Source organism: Nocardioides sp. NPDC051685 (genome assembly GCF_044453405.1).
Taxonomy (GTDB): Bacteria; Actinomycetota; Actinomycetes; order Propionibacteriales; family Nocardioidaceae; genus Nocardioides.
Genome location: NZ_JBITCR010000002.1, coordinates 846,463 through 866,108 on the forward strand (window position 1 = coordinate 846,463; position 19,646 = coordinate 866,108).

The 19,646-nt window shown below is 70.9% G+C and carries 19 protein-coding genes; 6 read left to right on the forward strand and 13 right to left on the reverse strand.

The features are described 5' to 3' along the window. Nucleotides 1-65 precede the first annotated feature (65 nt). Nucleotides 66-653 carry a hypothetical protein gene (locus ACIA03_RS09155; protein ID WP_396981416.1) on the reverse strand — a complete coding sequence of 196 codons (588 nt, stop codon included), beginning with the start codon at nucleotides 651-653 and terminating at the stop codon, nucleotides 66-68. A 139-nt stretch (nucleotides 654-792) separates the two neighbouring features. Then, nucleotides 793-1,773: a universal stress protein gene (locus tag ACIA03_RS09160; protein WP_396981418.1), complete on the reverse strand. Its 981-nt coding sequence runs from the start codon at nucleotides 1,771-1,773 to the stop codon at nucleotides 793-795. A 155-nt stretch (nucleotides 1,774-1,928) separates the two neighbouring features. Between ACIA03_RS09160 and ACIA03_RS09165 the strand changes: the two genes are divergently transcribed. Next, the gene (locus tag ACIA03_RS09165; RefSeq protein WP_396981420.1) at nucleotides 1,929-3,506 is read left to right on the forward strand and encodes a GAF domain-containing protein; all 1,578 of its coding nucleotides are present in this window, start codon (nucleotides 1,929-1,931) and stop codon (nucleotides 3,504-3,506) included. Nucleotides 3,507-3,572: 66 nt separating this feature from the next. Here the strand turns inward: ACIA03_RS09165 and ACIA03_RS09170 are convergent, their stop codons facing one another. The 3 genes from ACIA03_RS09170 to ACIA03_RS09180 all read right to left on the reverse strand — a co-directional run bounded on the left by ACIA03_RS09170 (nucleotide 3,573) and on the right by ACIA03_RS09180 (nucleotide 6,432). Beyond that, the gene (locus tag ACIA03_RS09170; RefSeq protein ID WP_396981422.1) at nucleotides 3,573-4,517 is read right to left on the reverse strand and encodes a universal stress protein; all 945 of its coding nucleotides are present in this window, start codon (nucleotides 4,515-4,517) and stop codon (nucleotides 3,573-3,575) included. 174 nt (nucleotides 4,518-4,691) lie between these two features. Further along, entirely contained in the window at nucleotides 4,692-5,600 is a 909-nt protein-coding gene (locus ACIA03_RS09175) for a universal stress protein (RefSeq protein ID WP_396981424.1), read from the reverse strand. A 121-nt stretch (nucleotides 5,601-5,721) separates the two neighbouring features. Then, on the reverse strand, nucleotides 5,722-6,432 hold the full coding sequence (locus ACIA03_RS09180) for a hypothetical protein (RefSeq protein ID WP_396981426.1): 711 nt from the start codon (nucleotides 6,430-6,432) through the stop codon (nucleotides 5,722-5,724). A gap of 159 nt (nucleotides 6,433-6,591) precedes the next feature. Here ACIA03_RS09180 and ACIA03_RS09185 point away from each other — a divergent pair, with 159 nt between their 5' ends. Together ACIA03_RS09185 and ACIA03_RS09190 are read left to right on the forward strand one after the other, a co-directional pair. Then, entirely contained in the window at nucleotides 6,592-6,855 is a 264-nt protein-coding gene (locus ACIA03_RS09185; RefSeq protein ID WP_396981428.1) for an SHOCT domain-containing protein, read from the forward strand. 25 nt (nucleotides 6,856-6,880) lie between these two features. Next, nucleotides 6,881-7,696, forward strand: a complete 816-nt coding sequence (locus tag ACIA03_RS09190; RefSeq protein WP_396981430.1) for an SDR family NAD(P)-dependent oxidoreductase — start codon at nucleotides 6,881-6,883, stop codon at nucleotides 7,694-7,696. A 31-nt stretch (nucleotides 7,697-7,727) separates the two neighbouring features. Here the strand turns inward: ACIA03_RS09190 and ACIA03_RS09195 are convergent, their stop codons facing one another. From ACIA03_RS09195 to ACIA03_RS09215, 5 genes are all read right to left on the reverse strand, one after another. Then, entirely contained in the window at nucleotides 7,728-8,513 is a 786-nt protein-coding gene (locus ACIA03_RS09195; protein WP_396981432.1) for a dienelactone hydrolase family protein, read from the reverse strand. A gap of 35 nt (nucleotides 8,514-8,548) precedes the next feature. Further along, a complete protein-coding gene (locus tag ACIA03_RS09200; RefSeq protein WP_396981434.1) occupies nucleotides 8,549-9,184 on the reverse strand; it encodes a hypothetical protein in 636 nt (211 codons plus the stop codon). Next, the gene (locus tag ACIA03_RS09205) at nucleotides 9,181-10,674 is read right to left on the reverse strand and encodes a CHAD domain-containing protein (RefSeq protein ID WP_396981436.1); all 1,494 of its coding nucleotides are present in this window, start codon (nucleotides 10,672-10,674) and stop codon (nucleotides 9,181-9,183) included. Before ACIA03_RS09205 ends, ACIA03_RS09200 begins: the two co-directional genes overlap by 4 nt. Before the next feature lie 35 nt (nucleotides 10,675-10,709). Next, a complete protein-coding gene (locus tag ACIA03_RS09210) occupies nucleotides 10,710-11,660 on the reverse strand; it encodes a universal stress protein (RefSeq protein ID WP_396981438.1) in 951 nt (316 codons plus the stop codon). A 115-nt stretch (nucleotides 11,661-11,775) separates the two neighbouring features. Beyond that, nucleotides 11,776-13,437, reverse strand: coding sequence for a SulP family inorganic anion transporter (locus tag ACIA03_RS09215; protein ID WP_396981440.1), 1,662 nt, complete (start codon nucleotides 13,435-13,437; stop codon nucleotides 11,776-11,778). 136 nt (nucleotides 13,438-13,573) lie between these two features. Between ACIA03_RS09215 and ACIA03_RS09220 the strand changes: the two genes are divergently transcribed. Beyond that, nucleotides 13,574-14,632: an alcohol dehydrogenase catalytic domain-containing protein gene (locus tag ACIA03_RS09220; protein ID WP_396981442.1), complete on the forward strand. Its 1,059-nt coding sequence runs from the start codon at nucleotides 13,574-13,576 to the stop codon at nucleotides 14,630-14,632. Nucleotides 14,633-14,636: 4 nt separating this feature from the next. Here ACIA03_RS09220 and ACIA03_RS09225 read toward each other — a convergent pair whose 3' ends face one another. The 3 genes from ACIA03_RS09225 to ACIA03_RS09235 form a co-directional block, all read right to left on the reverse strand. Further along, nucleotides 14,637-16,388, reverse strand: a complete 1,752-nt coding sequence (locus ACIA03_RS09225; RefSeq protein WP_396981444.1) for a GAF domain-containing protein — start codon at nucleotides 16,386-16,388, stop codon at nucleotides 14,637-14,639. 42 nt (nucleotides 16,389-16,430) lie between these two features. Next, nucleotides 16,431-17,099, reverse strand: a complete 669-nt coding sequence (locus ACIA03_RS09230) for a response regulator (protein WP_396981446.1) — start codon at nucleotides 17,097-17,099, stop codon at nucleotides 16,431-16,433. A gap of 94 nt (nucleotides 17,100-17,193) precedes the next feature. Continuing rightward, nucleotides 17,194-17,949 carry a DUF4389 domain-containing protein gene (locus tag ACIA03_RS09235; RefSeq protein ID WP_396981448.1) on the reverse strand — a complete coding sequence of 252 codons (756 nt, stop codon included), beginning with the start codon at nucleotides 17,947-17,949 and terminating at the stop codon, nucleotides 17,194-17,196. 153 nt (nucleotides 17,950-18,102) lie between these two features. Between ACIA03_RS09235 and ACIA03_RS09240 the strand changes: the two genes are divergently transcribed. Then, on the forward strand, nucleotides 18,103-18,621 hold the full coding sequence (locus ACIA03_RS09240; RefSeq protein ID WP_396981450.1) for a flavodoxin family protein: 519 nt from the start codon (nucleotides 18,103-18,105) through the stop codon (nucleotides 18,619-18,621). Between the two features lies 1 nt (nucleotide 18,622). Continuing rightward, nucleotides 18,623-19,606 carry an Acg family FMN-binding oxidoreductase gene (locus ACIA03_RS09245; protein WP_396981452.1) on the forward strand — a complete coding sequence of 328 codons (984 nt, stop codon included), beginning with the start codon at nucleotides 18,623-18,625 and terminating at the stop codon, nucleotides 19,604-19,606. Nucleotides 19,607-19,646 lie beyond the last annotated feature (40 nt).

The window sequence follows — 19,646 nt, forward strand, 5'->3', positions numbered from 1 at the left end:
TCCGGGGGACGTCTCGCGGACGGACGTCCCGGTGGTCGACGGCATTCACAGCTCCGCGTGGGCCGTCATCGCAGCCACGGGTGATGCATGACGACCGGAATCCGGGCCCACTGCCTGCCGAAGCCCCAGGTGTCGCCGGCGTAGGTCATCGCCAGGACGCCAACGGTCAGCGCGCCGAGCAGGTGGTCGTCGATGATCGGGTTGTTGTCGAGCGGGAAGCTGGCGAACCACATCAGGGCGTACATCGCCGCGCCGGCGATGGCCCCGACCCGCATCCCGATGCCGAACGTGAGCGTGAGGCCCACCCCCAGCAGACCGAGCATGAACAGCCAGTCGGCCCACGCCTGACCCGCCATGTCGTTCCACGTGCCCTGCAGCCAGTTGTGATCGGGCACGTTGGAAAGAAAGCCATCGGTAGGACTGCCGCCGTTGATCCAGGCCGCATCCTTGGCGAAGAAGTCGATGCCTGTGCGGGTGCCCGCGTCGTTGGTGATCGCACCGGTGTGGAAGCCCAGCGCGAGCAGCTTGTCGAAGAACGCCCACAGGAACGTGAGCCCGAAGGCGATCCTCAGCGCCGCGAGCATCCGCGCGGCGGGCATCGGGAAGTGCCCGGGCAGCGATGTCGTGGAGCCGGGCGTGGAGATTGAGGTCATGATTCCTCCATCGGTCTCGCCGGCCGACGTGGCCGGACGCCTTCAGCCAACCGCCGGCGGCCCGTCGGGGTGAGGGAACGGGGTCCGCACGGGGCGGGCCCTTCGTCCCCGGCGGGTCAGGACGAGGGACCGTGACGTCTCACGCGCCGATCATCCCGACCGGCTGCGACGACGTCATGTCGTCGGTCTGCCCGGTCTCCCTGGTCTCCTCGGTCTCCTCGATCTCGATGACGTCGAGAACAGGAGGCAGTACCTCGATCGGGCAGTGGCTCTCACGCAGGAGCGCGCGGCCGGTGCTCCCGAGGCGGCCGACGGGGAAGGTGTGCCGACGGCGCCCGATGATCAGCAGGTCGGACTCGGCCGACGCGTTGGCGATCACCCTCGCCGGCTGACCGCGACGAACCTCGATCCGGGCCTCCACGAGCGTCTCGGGCGCGGCCCGATGGTGCCGGGCCCGGTCGAGCGTCCGCTCGAGGTCCTGTCGGATCCAGGTCTCCCACTCGGCCAGATCACCCCGGGAGAGGGAGACCCCGTCGTAGGGCGTGGGCACCTCCCAGGCATGCAGGATGACCAGCTCGGCCCCGCGGTCTGCGGCTTGGCTCATCGCCCGGGCGACCAGCCCGGCAGCGTCGTCGAGGTCCTTGACCGCGACCACGACACGGTCGGCACCGGCACCCGAAGGCCACAGGTCCGGCACCACGGCGACCGCCACCGGCGCGTGGCCCGCGACCCGGTTGACCACGGAGCCCGTGAAGATCCGCTCCAGGGCCGGGCGGTGCTGGCCGCCCAGCACGACGAGCCGTGCCGCGGCCGCCATCTGGACGAGACCGTCGGCGGCGTCGCCCCGCACCAGCGTCGAGGTGACGCGGTCGGCCGGGACGAGGGTCATCGCCTCCTTCGTCGCTCGCTCCAGCAGCCCGGCGCCGATGTCATGGTTGGTTCCGACGGCGGCCTGGGCGACGTACGGGTCGATGACGCCGGGGACGGTCGCCGGCGGCACCAGATGCACCAGCCACAGCTCGTCCCCACTGCGTTCGGCCTCGGCGGCTGCGTATCTGAGCGCCGCTCGGCCGCCCTCCCCGCCGTCTATGCCGACCAGGATCCGTTCTGTCTCGGACATGTCACCCTCCTTCGGCACAGGCACCTCCGGCCCGGCCCGATCCGACTCTCACCGGAGTCGCCGGCATGGGAACAGGGGCGTCGGTGCCGATCTCCGGGACCTTGGTCCAACGACGACCGACACGGCCCGCCCAAGGCCGGACTAGACTCATCCTCATGGCATCGCCGCACGCCGGCCTGCCGGATGCTGCGCGAGCAGTGCTCGACGCCGTGAACGTCATGAACTCCGACCTGGACCTCCCCGGGGTCCTCGACAGGATCGTGCGCTCTGCCTGCGCCATCACCGACGCCCGCTACGGCGCGCTCGGCGTCCTCGGCGAGGATCGTACGCTCGTGGAGTTCGTCAACCACGGGATCGACGAGCCCACCCGGACCCGGATCGGGCCGCTCCCCCACGGACGCGGCATCCTGGGCCTGCTGATCAACGAGCCGCGGCCGATCCGCCTCGAACGCCTCCAGGATCATCCGGCCTCCTACGGCTTCCCGCCCCACCATCCGCCGATGACCTCGTTCCTGGGCGCACCCGTGATGATCCGTGGCACCGTCTACGGCAACCTCTATCTCACCGAGAAGGCCCACGGCAGGCCCTTCACCGACGAGGACGAGGTCCTGGTCACCGCTCTGGCCTCCGCGGCCGGCACGGTGATCGAGAACGCGCGGGTGCATGCGGCTTCCGAGCGACAGCGCGCCTGGTTGGCCGCGTCGTCGCAGATGTACGACGCCCTCCAGCTGCCGACCACGACCGAGCGCGCGGTCGAGCTGGTCGCCACCTGCGTACGCCCGGCCTGCGGCGCCGAGGGCGCCGCCGTGGTGCGGCACGGCAGTCTGGGGCCCGAGGTGCTGGCCACGGACGGGCTCACGGCCACGGAGCTCCTCGCGACCTGCGTCGAGGTCCACGACGCGCTCGAGATCGCCGCCAAGGGTGAGAGCGTGCCGCCGGTGACGGTGTCCTGCGGGTCCGCGGTTCTGCTGGCGCCCATGCGTGGACATCTGTACGGCCCTGCGGTCGTCCTCGCGGTGTTCCCCGACCTCCGCACCGCCCTGGTCCAGCACGATCTCCTCGCCACGTTCGCCGACCAGGCGGCGGTGGCGCTGGACCGGGTCCAGGCCGTCTCCGACCGTCAGGCACGTGCTCTGGTCACCGACCGTGACCGGATCGCCCGCGACCTGCACGACCTGGTGATCCAGCGCCTCTTCGCGACCGGCCTGCTCCTCCAGGGCACCCGGGCGAAGGCGACCGGGCCCGGGGTGCAGCACCGCATCGACCAGGCGATCGCCGACCTCGACAGCACCATCCGCGACATCCGCGCCACCGTCTTCCAGCTCCGCCCGAGCGGATCCGAGGGGATCCACTACTCGTTGCACGCGCTGATCGCCGAGTACGCCGACCCGCTCGGCTTCGCCCCGGACCTGCGCTTCACCGGAGCGCTGAACCCGACCGTGCCGAGGGCGATCGAGGACGATATGCTCGGCGTGCTCCGCCAGGTCCTCTCGAGCATCGCCCGGCGGGCACGAGCCACCCGGGCCCTTGTGGAACTGCGCGTCGAGACCGACCCGGACGGCCAGCAGTGGCTCGGGCTCCGCATCACCGACGACGGCGGAGGCGTCGGCGACGCCGCCAGCGCGCTGCGCAACATCCGGGACCGCGTCACCGAGCTCGGCGGGACGGTCGAGATCGCCGACGTCGACCCGGACCAGACCCAGCTGGACTGGCGCGCCCCGCTCGATACGTGAACGGCCCGGCGGGGAAAGATGCGTGATCATCCCCGCCGGGCGTCTTCCCCGGCTCCGGCCCACCCCCTATGTGGCCGGCTCCCGGAGGCTCTTCACCGCCCCGGCGGTCGAGTCCGACATCGGTGCCGATCCGTCGAAGCCCTTCGGTCGCACCACGGGCACGACCAGCACCGGGACATCGGCCACGTTGAGCACCTCCCGCGCCACCGCACCCAGGCCGATGGAGAGACCGTCGGGGTGATCTCGACCCAGGACGATCAGCTGGGGGTCTCCGGAATGGTCGGTCAGCACGTCGGCCGCGTGACCGTGGTCGCGCACCACCGTGATCGCGACGCCGGGAAACTCCTCGCGGAACGGACCGACCAGCTGCGCCAACGACGCCACGCTGCGCTGTTCCCACTGCCGGTAGAGGGGTGCCCCGAGGACCTTGTCCCAGACGAGCATGGGCCGCAGGTCCACCGCGGACACGACACGCAGCGCTGCCCCCGATCGCATCGCCTCCAGGAAGGCCATCCGAAGCGCCTTCTCCTCGTCCGCCGCCGGATCGACGCCGACGACGACGGTGCCCACGTGATGGGATCCGACCCGCCACCATGGCGGCACCACGACCAGCGGCGACGACGCGCGGGCGGCAATCCGGAGTGCGGTCGTTCCGATACGCATGCTGCGCGAGGGGCCCATGCCGCGCTTCCCGACGACGAGCAGGTCATCCTCGCCGACGCTCGCCAGCAACGCGGATACCGGATGGCCGAACCGGACGAGCGTACGCACGCTCAGCCGCGGGTGCTCAGCCATCACGCCCTCGCGGATGTCCTCCAGCAGCAGCCACTCGTGGCCAGGGGCCTCATCGGCCTCCGGCTGGTCCGGGAGGCCGACGTCGACCACCCCCACCAGCATCAGCGGCCGGCCCGTCGCCAGCGCCGCGGCGACGGCGTAGTAGATGGCCGCGCGGTTGCGCTCGGAGCCATCGACACCGACCACGACCTTCGTCCGATCGACCTCGTTCCTCATCGCGGCACTCCGACCAGGCGCCGACGGCGGCAGCCGGTGCTCGAGAAGGCGGACATGACAGAACTCCTACGACGTGCTCTCACTGACATCTCCAGCAAACCCTCCACTCGTGACCCGCCCGGAGAGGCGATGGTCCGAACGGATCGGGATCAAGGTCCATGACCATGGGCCCGCTCAGCCCTCGCGGTCGTCGGGCTGGGCCTGGCAGGGCACCACCGCGACCGGCACCTCGGCGCCATGGATCACCTCGCGTGCGACCGGTCCGAGCCCCCAGGTGCCCCGAGCGTCGTGGCGTCGTCCGAGCACGATCAGCTGCGCGCCGACCGACCTGGCCAGGATGATGCCGGCGGCACGCCCGCGGTCGCGTTCGATCGTGACGCGGACCTGCGGATACAGGTCGCGCAACGGTTTGATCGTCGCATCGAGGTCCACATCGCTGCGTTCCTGGCCGTCGCGTACGAGCGGTGCGTTGACGGTCGGGTCCCAGACGAGCACGGGTCGCAGGTTGACCGAGTGCAGCACCACCAGCTCGACCCGGTCGCGCCGGGCTCGCTCGAAGGCCGCGCGCAGCACCGGCTCGCAGTGGGTGTCCGGGTCCACGCCGACCAGGACCGGTTCCCTCAGATGCTCCGCGGGGCTCCACCCTGGCGGCACGACCACCACCGTCCCGAGGGAGCGTCCGGCGACCCTCATCGCCGTCGACCCGACCAGGAACCGGCGAGAACCCCCGAGACCGCGCTTGCCCACGACCAGCAGATCCTCCACGTCGGCGTACCCGAGCAGAGCCGGCACCGGGTGGTCGAACTCGATCAACGACACCGTCCTGATCCCGGCATCGGCAGCCTCGGCCTGACGCTCGATCTCCCTCAGCACAGGCCATCGTCGCCCGTCCACGGCGCCGTCCTGATGTCGCACCGGGTGCTGGACGGCGACGACCGGCACCAGCGGCCGGCCCGAGGCGGCCGCTTCCGCGATCGCGTACGCCACCGCGGCTCGGTTGGGCTCGGAGCCGTCCACCCCGACCACGACCCTCGGTTCGAGCGGAGGTGACGGACGAGTCGGTGGGCTCACGGTTGCGGTCATATCCCCCTCCATCACGAGATCGGGTCGTCACTGCAGTGGTCTCCAGCGAATCCCGTCCGTGCCCGCGGTGCCAGGGAAGTAGGTCGGGCAGGTCGGGGCCAAGGTCCCTTGCCTGCCGTGCTCAGTGCGCCTCGCGGCGCTGCCGGGGCGATTCGCCTCGGAGATAGCGGTCGGGCCACCCGGCCGCTCGGGCACCGGAGCGGAACCACGCCTCCAGACCCGACGCGTCGCGGCGACCGAGCTCGTCGAGGATCACCTCGCGGATCTCCACGGCGCGCAGCTTCTCGCTCGGGTCTGCCGCCCGGTCGAGCGCGACGTAGCTGGAGCGCCAGGCCCTGCACAGGTCGGCGTCCGTCAGCCCGTCGGTGACCGAGAGGACGTCAACCGGATCGACGTCGACCGGACCGGCCACCACGGGGCTGAGGACCATCGCGGCTCCGGCTTGGCCCGCCCTCCGATGCTGCCACCCCCGCCATCCACTCCGACGGCGCGCTCCGGCCGACAGCTCACCACGGACGCTCCCGCCGAACCATCCGGCTTCCCAGGCCGCGGCCAGGGCCGCCACCGAGACCAGCAGCGCGGTCGCCGGCTCCAGCGTCAGGAAGAGTCCTCCGACGGCCAGCACCATCGTCGGCCACATCAGGCTTCGCCTGAGCACCGGCTTCCAGCGGATCGGAGTCTCGTCGGGTGAGCGGCACACCAGGAACGAGACCACGATCAATGCCCCAGCGAACCACCATCCGATCGTCGCGGCCATCGACCACGACACCAGTGCGACCAGTCCACAGCCGACTGCTGTGGCGGCCGAAACGCTCCAGACCCAACGTCTCATGAGATCAATGTCCATGCCGGCCACAGCCGCGCGAAGGGGCGACGATCCCGACGCCACGGGACCAAGGCCCCGGCTTCCCCGGTCGTTGGCCACTCGCTGCGCCGAACCGGTCGGAGCACCGTCGAGGCATACCCACAACCACGCACCGCGGAGGCCACGATGATGTACTGGTACGGCTCGGGAATGAGCGGTTGGGGCTACGTCCTGATGACCATCAGCATGGTCCTGTTCTGGGGACTGGTCATCACCACCGCGGTCGTGCTGGGGCGCCGGTTCCTCCGCGAGGACCAGCCCGTCGGCGGCGGACCGAGCACGCCCGAGGACGTGCTCGCGATGCGCCTGGCGCGCGGTGAGATCGACGAGGACGAGTACGAGCGACGGATGGCGACGCTGCGGGCACGCAAGATCCCCGGGCCCCATTGATCGTCACGCACAGAGGGAGTACGAGATGAAGCAAGAGCTGCGACCCATCGACGACCTGATCGATCTGACGGGCAAGACCGCCGTCGTCACCGGTGGCGCGATGGGGATCGGCCTCGGCATCGCCCACCGGCTCGCGGAGGCGGGCGCACGGGTGGCGGTGGCCGACATCGAGGAGGAAGCTGCCGCGTCAGCCGCGAAGCAGCTGGTGGCCGACGGCTTCGAGGCGATGCCTGTGGCCGTCGACGTGTCCGACGAGACCAGTGTCCGGCAGATGGTCGACGCCGTGGTCGAGGCGTACGACGCGATCGACGTGATGGTCAACAACGCCGGGATCTATCCCAACATCCTGGTCATGAACATGACCGCCGACGACTTCCGCCGAGTGCTCGACATCAACCTGCTGGGCGTCTTCCTGTGCACGAAGGTGGTCGCCGAGCGGATGATCGAGCGCGGTCAGGGCGGCCGGATCATCAACATCACCTCGGTCGACGCGCTGCACCCGTCTTCTGCCGGCCTCGCCCACTACGACGCCTCCAAGCACGGTGAGTGGGGCTTCACGAAGAACGTCGCCCTGGAGCTCGCGCCGCACCGGATCTGGGTGAACGCGATCGCTCCCGGCGGCATCGCGACCCCCGGGGTCAGGCATGCCCAGCAGGGTGCGCAGGTGCCCCAGGGCGTCGACATGGCCGAGGTGATCGAGCGGTTCACGGCTCGGATCCCGATGGGTCGCTTCGGCGAGCCGGACGACATCGGCAGGGCCGCGCTGTTCCTCGCCTCCGACCTGTCCTCCTACATGACGGGCACCCAGATCGTGGTGGACGGCGGCGTACTCCTCTCGTGAGCGAGCCGTCCGACAGTCGGCACTCGTATCGTCAGTCGGCCGGGTCGGAGGCCCGAGGGTCCGAGTCAGGGTCCGCGTCAGGCGTCGCAGCCTTCAGCTTCTCCTCGAAGAACCCCAGGACTCGGTCGACGCCCTCCTGCTGCCGGTGCTCGGTCAAGGTCGCGTGCTTGCGACCGGGGAACTCCACGGCGATGAAGTTGGCGCCGAGCTCGCGACGGAGCGTGTCGAAGCGCGTCCCGACTGCGGGATCATCCACATAGCGCAGCCCGAGAACCTGGCAGCCGGCGGCAACCTTCGACCTGACCGACTCGAGATCGTCCGGGCTGAGCCCCAGGTCAGCCCCGCGGGCTCTACCGACCGGCGCTGGGGAGGCCGGCTGGGCGACGACGGGTGCGGCGATCGGCGCATCGGCGAGCATCGCGAGGGCATAGCCACCGGTCAGGCACATGCCGACGGCGCCGACGCCCGGTCCGCCCAGCTCCATGTGCAGCTCGCGAGCCAGCGTCCGCAGCCAGGTCGCCAACGGTGCCGTGCGTGCCAGGGCGAAGAGGGTGAACTCCCGGCTCATGCAGACACCTGCAATGCTGCGGACCGACTCGAGCACCGTAGCGGGGGCTCCCGGATGTCCGAACAGCGACGGCATCACAACGGTGAAGCCACGGGCCACGACGTCCTCGGCGAAGCCGAGAACCGCGGGAGTGATGCCAGGAATCTCGTGGATCACGATCACGCCGGGACCGCTGCCCTTGCGGTAGATCGGGTGCGTGACGCCCGCTGCGGTATGGCTGCCGAGGGCCCAGGAGTCCAGCGAGCTCATGGCAAGACCGTCACCGCGGCCAACGAGTCCCACGTTCAGGCCCCTCTCCCCGACTGCCAGGACGGCAGGAGCAGGCGGAGCAACCACCATCCGGTCAGTGCTGCCTGGACGAACGCCATCACGACTCCGGCGCCCACTCCGATCAGGACGGTGACCCAGAGTCGCTGCCCTTCGTGCCACAGCGGGGAGGCGATCGCGAGGAAGGCGCCCAGTGCGAGGAGCCAGGCGAGTGCCGTGGCCGGAACCCAGCTGGCCGCGCGCGCCACGTGGTGACGCAGCTCGAGCCACTGCGCTCCACCGATCGAGATCAGCAGAAGCGCTCCGCAGACGACCGGCACGACGATCCGCACCCACCCTGACGCTGTCGCCGCGAGCACGGCAACCGTCGCCAGCACGTACGCCGCCACCGCCGCCCCCGCCGTCAGCATCACCCAGCGCCGCCCGCGCACGGTCGGCAGCACGCGCCGCAGCACCGACGCCTGCGCCCAGCCGAGAACGGCGCCCTCGACGGCGCCGGCCGCGAGCAGCGCCGGAAGAGCTGCGTACCAGGGCAGATCCGTCGTGAGGGCGCCGACGACCGCGGGAGCGACGAATCCCGCACTCTCCGCTGCCGTGACCGTCACGGTCCACCGGATGAAGGACGACCGGTCCAGGAGCGGTCGGCCGGTCATCGCAGCCAACGGCTCGACTTCGGTCTCAGCAGCCGGCGCACCATGTGTTCGTATGCCTGCTCGTCGGCATCGGTGGCCGTGTCGAGGTCGGACAACGCCACCGAGACCGCGAGATCCGGGTGCCGCTCGGCGAGCCGAAGCACCTCGTGCCGAGTGACGACCGCGTCGTGGTGCTCTCCGAGCACGTCTTGCAGGTCGGCCAGCTTGGCGGCGAACCTCTCGGCGTCGGCCCCGAAGACCGGCACCACCGCCTCGACCGAGTAACGGATCCGCTTGGCGGCCTTCCGGACGTCGTGCAGCCGCAGCGCCCGGTCGTGGACCTCGGCGGTCCGCCCCGCCTTCGCCACGGCCCGCCGCAGGCGCCGGATGTCCTCGAGGAGCGCGGCGCGAAGCTGCTTGCGCGCGGGCTTGTCCGCACGCGGTGACCAGGGCGGCGCCTCGACGAGGTTGCGAAGCGAGTCGACGAGCGAGAAGTATCGAGACGACGTCATCGCCTCGACCGCCACCCGGTGTGCGGCCTCGTGCGCGGCGTCGAGGTCAGCACCGATCCGCGAGTCCTCGCCGTCCAGCAGGAGGTCGAGGCGACTGCGGAGGACCTCCAGGTCACGGGGGTGGCCGAGCTCGTCGACCAGCCACTTGACCTCGACCCGCAGCGGCTCGGTCCGCCGCCGGTCGAACAGGCCACGGTAGGTTCCCAGGACTGCGCGGACCCGCCGGCCGGCGACGCGCATCCGGTGCACCGCGTCCGGAACGTCGGCCCTGACCAGGGGGTCGAGCCGGGCGAGCTCGGCCACCTGGCCCGCGAGGTACGGCGCCAGCACCTCCCCCGCCGTCAGCTGCTTCCTCTTCGTCCGGCCAGGGACGGCGGGGCCGTCGGGAACGGCCGCTTGCGTGGCGGTGAGGATTCGGGCCAGCTTCGCCCGACGGGCAGACGGATGGGCGCCGGCAGCCAGCAGACGACGCTCCAGCTCGTCGGCGAGCCCCGCGCGCTCCACGTTGAGCTCGACCTCCCACTCCCGCCAGCTCTCGGCCGCGTCCGATCCGGTGACGAGTCGCCGCGCGGTCACCCGGTCGTCGCACACCTCGGCGAGCAGACGACCGTCGGCGGCCAGGAGCAGCGTCGAGGCGCGCTGCGTGTCGATGGCACCGACCCGGATCAGCGGTCGGTCACGTACGACGCCGCGGAGAATGGCGATCAGCTCGGCCGGTGGCTCCTCGCCCGAGCCATGCAGCGGCAGCTGCACCTCGTGCCGATCGGTGCCGACGGGGAGCTTGAGATGCCACCCCGCGTCCTCACCACCGGTGCGGCGGCGCAGCGTGATCCCGGCACGGATCAGGTCGAGCTCCTCGGTGTCGTAGTACGTCGCGGACAGCGTCAACGGCGCCCGGGGGTCGACCTGGACGGCTTCGGGCAGTCCCACCAGGTCGGGGAGGCGGACGTCCTCGCCGACCTCGTACTTCCGCTCGATCTCGATCACCGTGGTGGTCATCGCTCCCCTCGCTCCCGTTCTCCGTCTCGCCGAGCTCAGAGGGCGGGCGCCTCCTCGGCCTTCTCGATCCGGCCCTCGTGCTCGAGGACGAGGTCCTCGACGGTGATGACGTCCGGAACGGGAGGCTGGATCTCCACCGGGCACCGGCTCTCGCGCATCAGCGCACGCCCCGTGCTGCCCAGGCGCCCCAACGGGAAGGAGTGGAGCCGGCGGCAGATGACCAGGAGGTCCGCGTCCGCCGCCGCATCCGCGATCACCCGAGCGGGCTGTCCGTGCCGCACCTCGATGCGTACGTCCACCCCGGATGCGTGCGGCACCTTGCTGCGGGCGCGGCCGAGCCCCTCCTCGAGGGCATGGCGGGCGGCGCTCTCGAACCCGGTCACGTCCAGGTGCCCCAGGGTCATGTCGTCGTAGACCGTGTCCAGCTGCCAGGCGTGCAGGACGACCAGCTCCGCGTCGCGGTCGGCCGCGTGCCTCAACCCCTGCGCGATCAGTCCTGCCGAGCTCTCGCAGTCCTTGATCGCGACCAGCACCCGGCGTGCGGGGTCCTCCGCCGACCAGCCGGTCGGCACCACCACGACCGGGACCGGCGCATGGCCCGCGACCCGATGGGTGATCGACCCGGTCACGATGTGTTCCAGACCATGCCTGCGGTCATCGCCGAGCACCACCAGGCGTGCCTTCGCGGCGGCGTGGACGAGCCCGTGGACCACTCTGCCCTCCAGGAGGGTCCCGCTGACGTGGTCGGCCCCCACGTAGGTGGCAGCCTCGTCAGCTGCCTTCCGCAGCACCTCCATCCCGGAGTGACGGCTGTCCTGCGAGAGCCAGGGATAGGGATGGACCACGTCGGCGGGCTCGCTCAGGGTCGCGTGGATGAGCCAGAGGTCGGCGTCGTCGAGACCGGCTTCGGCAGCGGCGTACCTGATCGCCGCCCGTCCGCCCTCTCCCCCGTCTACCCCGACCAGGATCCGGTCGTTCTCGGACATGTCGTCTCCTCCCGGGCGCGGCACATCCGGCCGAGCCACGGTTCCACTCTCATCCACGTGGCGTCGGTGGGGCAGGGACGTCGGGGCCCCTCCCCGAGGACCTTGGTCCGCCCGCTCACCCCTCGCGCCGGCGGTACGCCTCGACAGCTGTGGGGAGGGTGGGAAACAGATGATCCTCGCCGATCCTGTCCAAGATCCCGGACGGCGCCAGGGACGCGCGCAGCTCCTGCTTGATCCGGGCGAGCGCGAGGACGACGCCACGTTCGGTCAGCGCCCTGCGCAGCGACTCGAGCGCATCGACCGCGGTGATGTCGACCTCGACGTTGGCCTCGACGTTGAGCAGGAACCACTCCACCGGCCACTGGGCATCGTCGACCGCGGCCAGCGCACGGGTGCGGAAGTCCTCCGCGTTGGCGAAGAAGAGCGGCGAGTCGTAGCGGTAGACGAGCAGCCCGGGCACCTCCTCGGCGTCGGGATAGTCGTCGACGTCGTGCATACCGGCCAGACCAGGGACGTAGCCCTCGACCGCGTCGTGCGGGTGCGCGACCCGGCGCAGCAGGTCGAGCACGGAGAGACCCACCGCGATCAGCACGCCCCACATCACCCCCGCGGCGAGCACGGCCACCGTCGCGACCAGGGCCAGCACGAGCTCGCTGCGCCGGAACCGGGCGAAGCGGCGCAGCTCGCCCACCTCGACCAGCTTGGTGGCCGCGTAGACGACGACCGCCCCGAGCGCGGCCTGAGGGAAGGCCTCCAGGACCGGCGCCAGGAGCAGGACGGCGGCCACGGTCGCGGCGGCCGTGACGTACGAGGTCAGCTGCGTACGCCCGCCGACGGCGTGACCGATGGCGGTGCGGCTTCCGCTGCTGCTCACCGGGAACCCGTGCAGCAGCGCCGATCCGACGTTGGCCCCACCGAGCGCGAGCAGCTCCCGGTGCGCGTCGACGTGATCGTCGCGGCCGGCGAAGGCCCGTCCGGTGAGGATGTTGTCGGTGTAGCCCACGAAGGCGACCCCGAGCGCCGGCGCGAGCATCGAGACGAGGACGCCCGGGTCGAGCTCCGGCAGTCCAGGCACCGGTGGCCGGATCGGGATCTCGCCCACGAGCCGGAGCCCGTGTCCCTCACCCAGGAGTGCCACGAGGCCGGTGGCGGCGAGCATCCCGAGCAACGCGACCGGCGCGCGCGGAGCGAGCGCGGAGCCGAGGATCATCGCGGCGGCCGCTCCGCCACCGAGCAGCAGGGTCGGGAGATGGACCTGGTCGAGATTGCGCACGAAGCTCGCGAGCTCAGCCAGCACACCGTCGCCCTCGACCCGGACACCGGTGAGGTTGTCGAGCTGGGAGACGACCATCAGCACCGCGATGCCGACCATGTAGCCGACCAGCACCGGCCGGGAGAAGAGCTCGGCCAGCACCGAGACCCGGGCGAGCCAGCCCACGACGCAGATCGCGGCGACCACGAGCGCCAGCGTCGAGGCGAACGAGGCCGGATCCTGCGCCGCTGCCGGGGTGGCCCCGATCGCGGCCGCGGTCATCAGGGCCGTGGTCGACTCCGGGCCGACCGAGAGCAACCGGGACGTGCCGAGTAGGCCATAGACCAGCATCGCTCCGACACACGCCCACAGTCCCGTCTCCGGCGGGAGACCGGCCAGCTCGGCGTACGCCATCACCTGAGGCACCAGGTAGGCGGTGATCGTCACCCCGGCGAGAAGATCGGCCCACAGCCAGCGCCGCTGGTAGCCGCGGGTCCACGACGGCATCAGGTCGCGTACGTCCATGACAGCACCTTCGCACGAGACTCCCCCGCCGCGCCCCAGGCAGGACCAAGGCCCCACGGCCGGTGGCCGATGGCCACTCCTGTCGTGTGCCGGCCACGCCGAGGATCGACACAAGACCGATCCCAGGAGGGGAACCATGAAAGCACTCGTGTACGACGGCCCCGGATCACGCAAGTGGACCGATGTCCCTGACCCGGTCATCGGCGATGCCGAGGACGCCATCGTCCGCGTCGACGCGGTCACGATCTGCGGCACCGACCTGCACATCCTCAAGGGGGACGTGCCGAGCGTGGCGCCCGGCACGGTGCTCGGCCACGAGGCGGTCGGGGTGGTCGAGCAGACCGGATCCGGCGTACGTGACTTCACAGCCGGTGACCGGGTGCTCATCTCCTGCATCAGCAGCTGTGGGCGCTGCCGCTACTGCCGCACCGGCAGCTACGGCCGGTGCACCGGGGGCGGCGGCTGGGTGCTCGGCCACCTGATCGACGGCACCCAGGCCGAGCGGGTCCGGGTGCCGTTCGCCGACCACTCGATGCACCACCTTCCCCGCGAGATCGACGACGTGACCGCGGTGCTGCTCGCCGACATCCTGCCGACGTCGTACGAGGTGGGTGTCCGCAACGGCCGCGTCGGTCCCGGCGACACCGTCCTGATCGTCGGCGCCGGCCCCATCGGGCTCGCCGCGATCGCGACGGCCCGGCTCTACAGCCCGCTGCGGGTCGTCGTGGTGGACCCGGCGGAGTCGCGGCGCAAGGCGGCCGAGGTCTTCGGCGCCGACGTGACCCTGGCAGATGCCGAGGAGGCCCGCGCCTGGGTCCGGGACAACACCGCCGACGGAGTCGAGGTGAGCATCGAGGCGGTCGGCATCCCCGAGACCTTCGAGCTGTGCGCCGAGCTGGTCCGGCCCTGCGGGCACGTCGCGAACGTCGGCGTCCACGGACGCAGCGCGGTCCTCGGCCTGGAGTCCCTGTGGGACCGTGACGTCACGATCACCACCGGGCTGGTCGACACCAGCTCGACACCGATGCTCATGGCGATGCTCGCCGCCGGGCGGATCGCGCTTCCCGATCTGGTGACCCACCGGCTCGGCCTGGGTGAGATCCAGGAGGCGTACGACACCTTCGCCGATGCCCAGGAGACCGGGGCGATGAAGGTCGTGATGCTCGGTGACGAGGCCGACCTCACCGGCGCGTGAGCGGTCAGCTCAGCGGCACCGACCACTCCACCACGGTGCCCTTCGGCGTCGCCGCCTCGATGGTGCACCGACCACCGTGCTCCTCGGCGCGGTGGCGCATGTTGGCCAACCCGCTCTCCACCACGTCGTCGGGGATCCCGACACCGTCGTCCCGCACCTGGAGCACGAGATCGGCACCCGCCGACAGCGACACGTCCACGTAGCTGGCGTGCGCGTGGCGGACCGTGTTCGACAGCGCCTCGCCGAGGACGGTGATGACGTCCTTGGTGATCTCGGGTGTGGCGCGCAGCCTGATCGGGCCGTCGAAGACGAGCCTCGGACGGAACTTGAGCGACGCCGCTGCCCGGTTGACCACGTCGGTGACCTGGGACTGGATGTCACCGCTGTGATCGGGTGTGCCGAGCTCGAAGACCGCGCGGCGAAGGTCGCGGATCGTCTCGTCGATGTCCTCGACGGCCTGGTCCAGACGGCCGCGCAGCTTCGGGTTGTCGGCCAGGTTGAGGCCACCCTGGAGACGTAGGCCGATGACGAAGAGCCGCTGGATGACGATGTCGTGCAGGTCGCGGCCGATCCGGTCGCGGTCGTCGTAGACGGCCAGCCGCTGCCGCTCCTCACGACTCTGCGCCAGCCGGATGGCCACCGCCACCTGGCCGGCGAAGGCGTCGGCGACCGCCAGATCGACATACTGGGCCTGCTCGGCGTTCACTCGCCGCCAGGCGAGCGCGAGCGCACCCACCGCATTCATCTCCTCGGACGAGTCGGTGCGTCCCAGCGGCACGAGCACGCCCGGGCCGATGTCGCTCAGGTCGATCACCGCAGCAGCACTTCCGCCCGTGGCCGCGCCCCCGATGTCCTCCACGATCATCGGTACGCCGTCCCTGATCGCCTGGCCCGCGACCGACTCGCGCAGCGGAGCGTGCTTGAGCACGTCGGCCTCGATGTCGGTGCCGGAGACGACCTCGACCCGCAGCCGGTCGGCTTCCGGGCCGGTGACGATCCAGGCGAGGTCGGCGCCGGCGATCTCCCGCGCCCGGTCGACCACGAGCTGCAGAGCGGAGTTGCGGTCGACGTCGCCCATCAGCGCACTGGTGATCTCGGCGCGTGCGTCGAGCCAGCGGCCGCGACGGGCCGCCTCCTCGGCGAGCAGGGCGTTCTCGATCGCGACGCCGGCCGCCGCGGCCAGGGCGACCACGATGCTCTCGTCCTGGTCGGTGAAGTCCTGACCGTCGGCCTTCTCGGTGAGATAGAGGTTGCCGAAGACCTTCTCTCCGATGCGCACGGGCACACCGAGGAAGGAACCCATCGGCGGATGGTTCTTCGGGAACCCGTAGGAGGACGGGTGCTCGGTGATGTCGGTCATGCGGACCGGCTCCGGATGGTCGATCAGCAGACCGAGCACACCGTGACCGCTGGGCAGGTCTCCGATCCGGAGCTGCTGCTCCGGGGTGAGGCCTCGAGTGATGAACGTACGAAGCCGCCGCTCGCCACCGCTGGCGAGCACGCCGAGGGCTGCGTACTTCGCGCCGGCCAGCGCCTGGGCGACCTCGACGATCCGGTCCAGCAGGTCGTCGGTCGAGAGACCCGCACCCATCGTGACGATGGCGTCGAGCAGAAGCCGCCACCGCACCTGCTCGTCTCGAGCGTCGGTGACCCTGTCGAGCACTTCGGTCAGCAGCTCGTCGAGCGGTGTCTGGCGCAGGCTCCCACCGACCGTGTCATCTGGTGCACGGCGCTGTCTCGGTGGCGTACGCCCCACGTCGACCCCCTATGCCGCATGCGTGGTACACCCCCCAACCTATCAACCCTGCAAGGTCTTGGTGACCAGAATCGCAGCCTGCGTCCTGCTTTCCAGCCCGAGCTTGGCGAGCAGGGAGGACACATAGTTCTTGACCGTCTTCTCGGCCAGGTGCATCTCCTTGCCGATCTGCCGGTTCGTCAGCCCCTCGCCGATCAGCTCCAGGATCCGGCGCTCGTGGTTGGTCAGGTGCTCGAAGACCGAGTTGGTCTTCGGCCCGCTGCGGATCCGCTCCAGCACCTGTGCGGTGACCGCGGGGTCGAGCGTCGACCGACCGGCCGCGACCTGGCGCACGGTGTCGACCAGATCGGCGCTGCGGATCTGCTTGAGGAGATAGCCGGCCGCGCCGGCCATGATGGCGGAGAACAGCGCGTCGTCGTCGTCGAAGGACGTCAGGATGAGGGCGGCGATGCTCGGGTCGACGGAGCGTACGTCGCGGCACACGTCGATGCCGGATCCGTCGGGGAGCCGGCCGTCGAGGATCGCGACATGGGGCCGCAGCGCGGGGATACGTCGCCGGGCCTCCTCGGCGAGCCCGGACTCGCCCACGACGACGATGTCGTCCTCGTCCTCGAGGAGGTCCCTGATCCCGCGGCGGATCACCTCATGGTCGTCGAGCAGGTAGACCCGGATGGGCTCGGCTGCGCCATCGGGCGCTACTGAATCGGTCACCCGACAAACCTACGACCGATGACGACGCCCGCCAATGCACGTCTTACCCGTGCGCTGAGGACCAAAGTCCCTCGCCGCGCCCGCCAGGTCCAGCTCACGGCTGTCCGGTCGCGACCGGGTTCTCGGTCGGTCGCGGCGCCGCTGCAGCTTCGCCCGCAGGAGCGGCCGGCTCCGGCGGCACGGGTCCGGCTGGGTCGCTGCCGCCCTGGTCGAGCCGGAAGGGTGGGTAGGTGTCGGTCATCAGGAAGACGTACGCCGCGACGCGCGCCGCCCATCTGTCCATCCCGAGGACCAGGTCGAAGATGCCCCGCGGGTAGCCCCGGCCGAACAGCATCGCCACTCCTGCGAAGAGGACCAGGAGGCCGACGATGCCACTCCCCCAGGTCCAGGCGTCCGGGTCCTGGTTGGCCTGCGTGACGTACAGCCCGCCGCCGATGAAGAAGCTGAGGAGCAGCAGGTGCGGGATCGCCAGCAGCCACGACTTCACCAGCACCAGGCCACGGGAGAGCTTCTCGGGGTAGGCGATGTGGAGGCGGGCCGGGTAGCCGGGCACGTCCGCCAGGGTGAACGGCGGGTAGGCGTCGGTGCCGAGGGCGGCGTAGCCGTAGTAGTCCACCCGCCAGGTCCAGCGCAGGACACCGAGGTTGAAGTCGAAGATCGCCCGCGGATAGCGCCCGGTGAACAGGATCGCGAACCAGGCGACCACGCTGAGCACCGTGAAGGCGATCCACAGGAAGAACAGGACGATGTAGTGCGGGATCAGCAACAGCCACTTGACCAGCCACAGGGCTCGACTGACCTGGGGGTCGAGCCGGCCCTCCAGCACCACCGGTGATTCGGTTGAGTTCATGCCTCCACCCTCCGCGTGACCGGACCTGACGGCATCGGACCAAGGTCCTTGGGTCGGGGACGTGTGCCACTGAACCTGCGTACTCCTTCCGCCGCAGCGTGGTGCCACAGGCACCACGCAGGGGGCGCGGCGCCACGGAAGGACGTGAAGCAGATGCGAGCAGCCGTCGTCTACGAGTCGATGTTCGGCAACACCGCCACCCTCGCGACCTCGGTCGCCAACGCTCTTCGACGCGCCGGGATGGAGGTCAAGGTGATCCCGGTGGCACTGGCCGGCAGTGACGTGCTCCGCACCCATGACCTGGTCGTGATCGGGGCACCGACGCACGCCCTCGGCATGAGCAGACCGAGCACCCGAGCAGACGCGGTCCTGCGGGGCGCTCCCGCGGAGGTCGAGGCCCGCGGCGTCCGCGAGTGGCTCGAGGATCTCCAGGACGCGGACTCGGTGCGTATCGCCGCCTTCGACACCCGGTCACGGGCGATGCGTCACCTCCCCGGCTCGGCCGCCAAGCACGTGGCCCACCTGCTGCGCCGCCGTGGCTACGACGTCGCCCCGGCGGTGAGCTTCTACGTCGGCGGCCTGGAGGGCCCGCTGGGCTACGACGAAGAGGCCCGCGCCGGGGACTGGGCCGCGGATCTGGGCCACCAGATGATGCGTCAGGTGAGGGTCTGAGATGTCTGCCTTCCCCAACGAGACGACCCTGCGAGCGATCCTGGAGCTGGCCTGCCGTGCTCCGTCGGTCCACAACACCCAGCCCTGGGCGTGGGCAGTACGCGACACGATGCTGCTGCTCCGAGCCGATCCGCACCGCAAGCTGCTCCACGCCGACCCCAACGAGCGCGACCTGGTGATGAGCTGCGGTGCCGCGCTGCACGAGCTCGTCGTGGCCGCGGCCGGCATGGGCTGGGCATGCACCGTGCACCACACCCCCGAGGGAGGACGCACCGACCTTCTCGCGGTGGTGACGTTCGCACACCGCGATCCCGACGTCGCCGACCTCAGCCGGCTCGCCGCCCTCGAGCAGCGCTGCACCGACCGGCGCCGGGTCTCGTCCTGGCCGGTGCCGCGTCAGCGGCTCGAGCATCTCATCGGCCTCGTCCGCGAGTACGGGGTCGTGGCGAGCACCGTGCCCGACCACCTGCGGCCGGTCCTCGAGACGGCGCTGGACACCGCCCGCGCCCACCAGTCGACCGACGAGGCCTACCTCGCCGAGCTCTACTCCTGGAGCCGCGGAGGCAGCGAGGAGGGAATCCCGGAGTCCAGCCTCCTCTCGGCCGAGAGCACACCGGACTCCCACACCCGGTTCCCCGCCGGCACGCTCGCCGACGTCCACGACGAGGACGGCCCGCCGGCAGAGGAATGGCTGGTCCTCGCGACCGCCTCCGACGACCCGCTCTCCTGGCTGCGTACCGGCGAGGCGCTGGACGCGATCTGGCTCTCCTGCACGACCTCGGGGCTGGCACTGGTGCCCTACACGCAGCCGATCGAGGTCGGCTCGACCCGGCGTACGCTGCAGCACGACCTGCTCGGCGACAACTCCTCCCCGCAGGTGCTGGTGCGGATCGGCTGGCCCCGGCGTCACCACCCGCCGCTGCCGCCGACCCCGCGACGCGCCGTCGACGACGTCCTCCACCACGAGAGCGCGGCGTCCTCGTGACCTGACCCTCCGACGTGACCTGTCCCGCCGACCTGCCCTC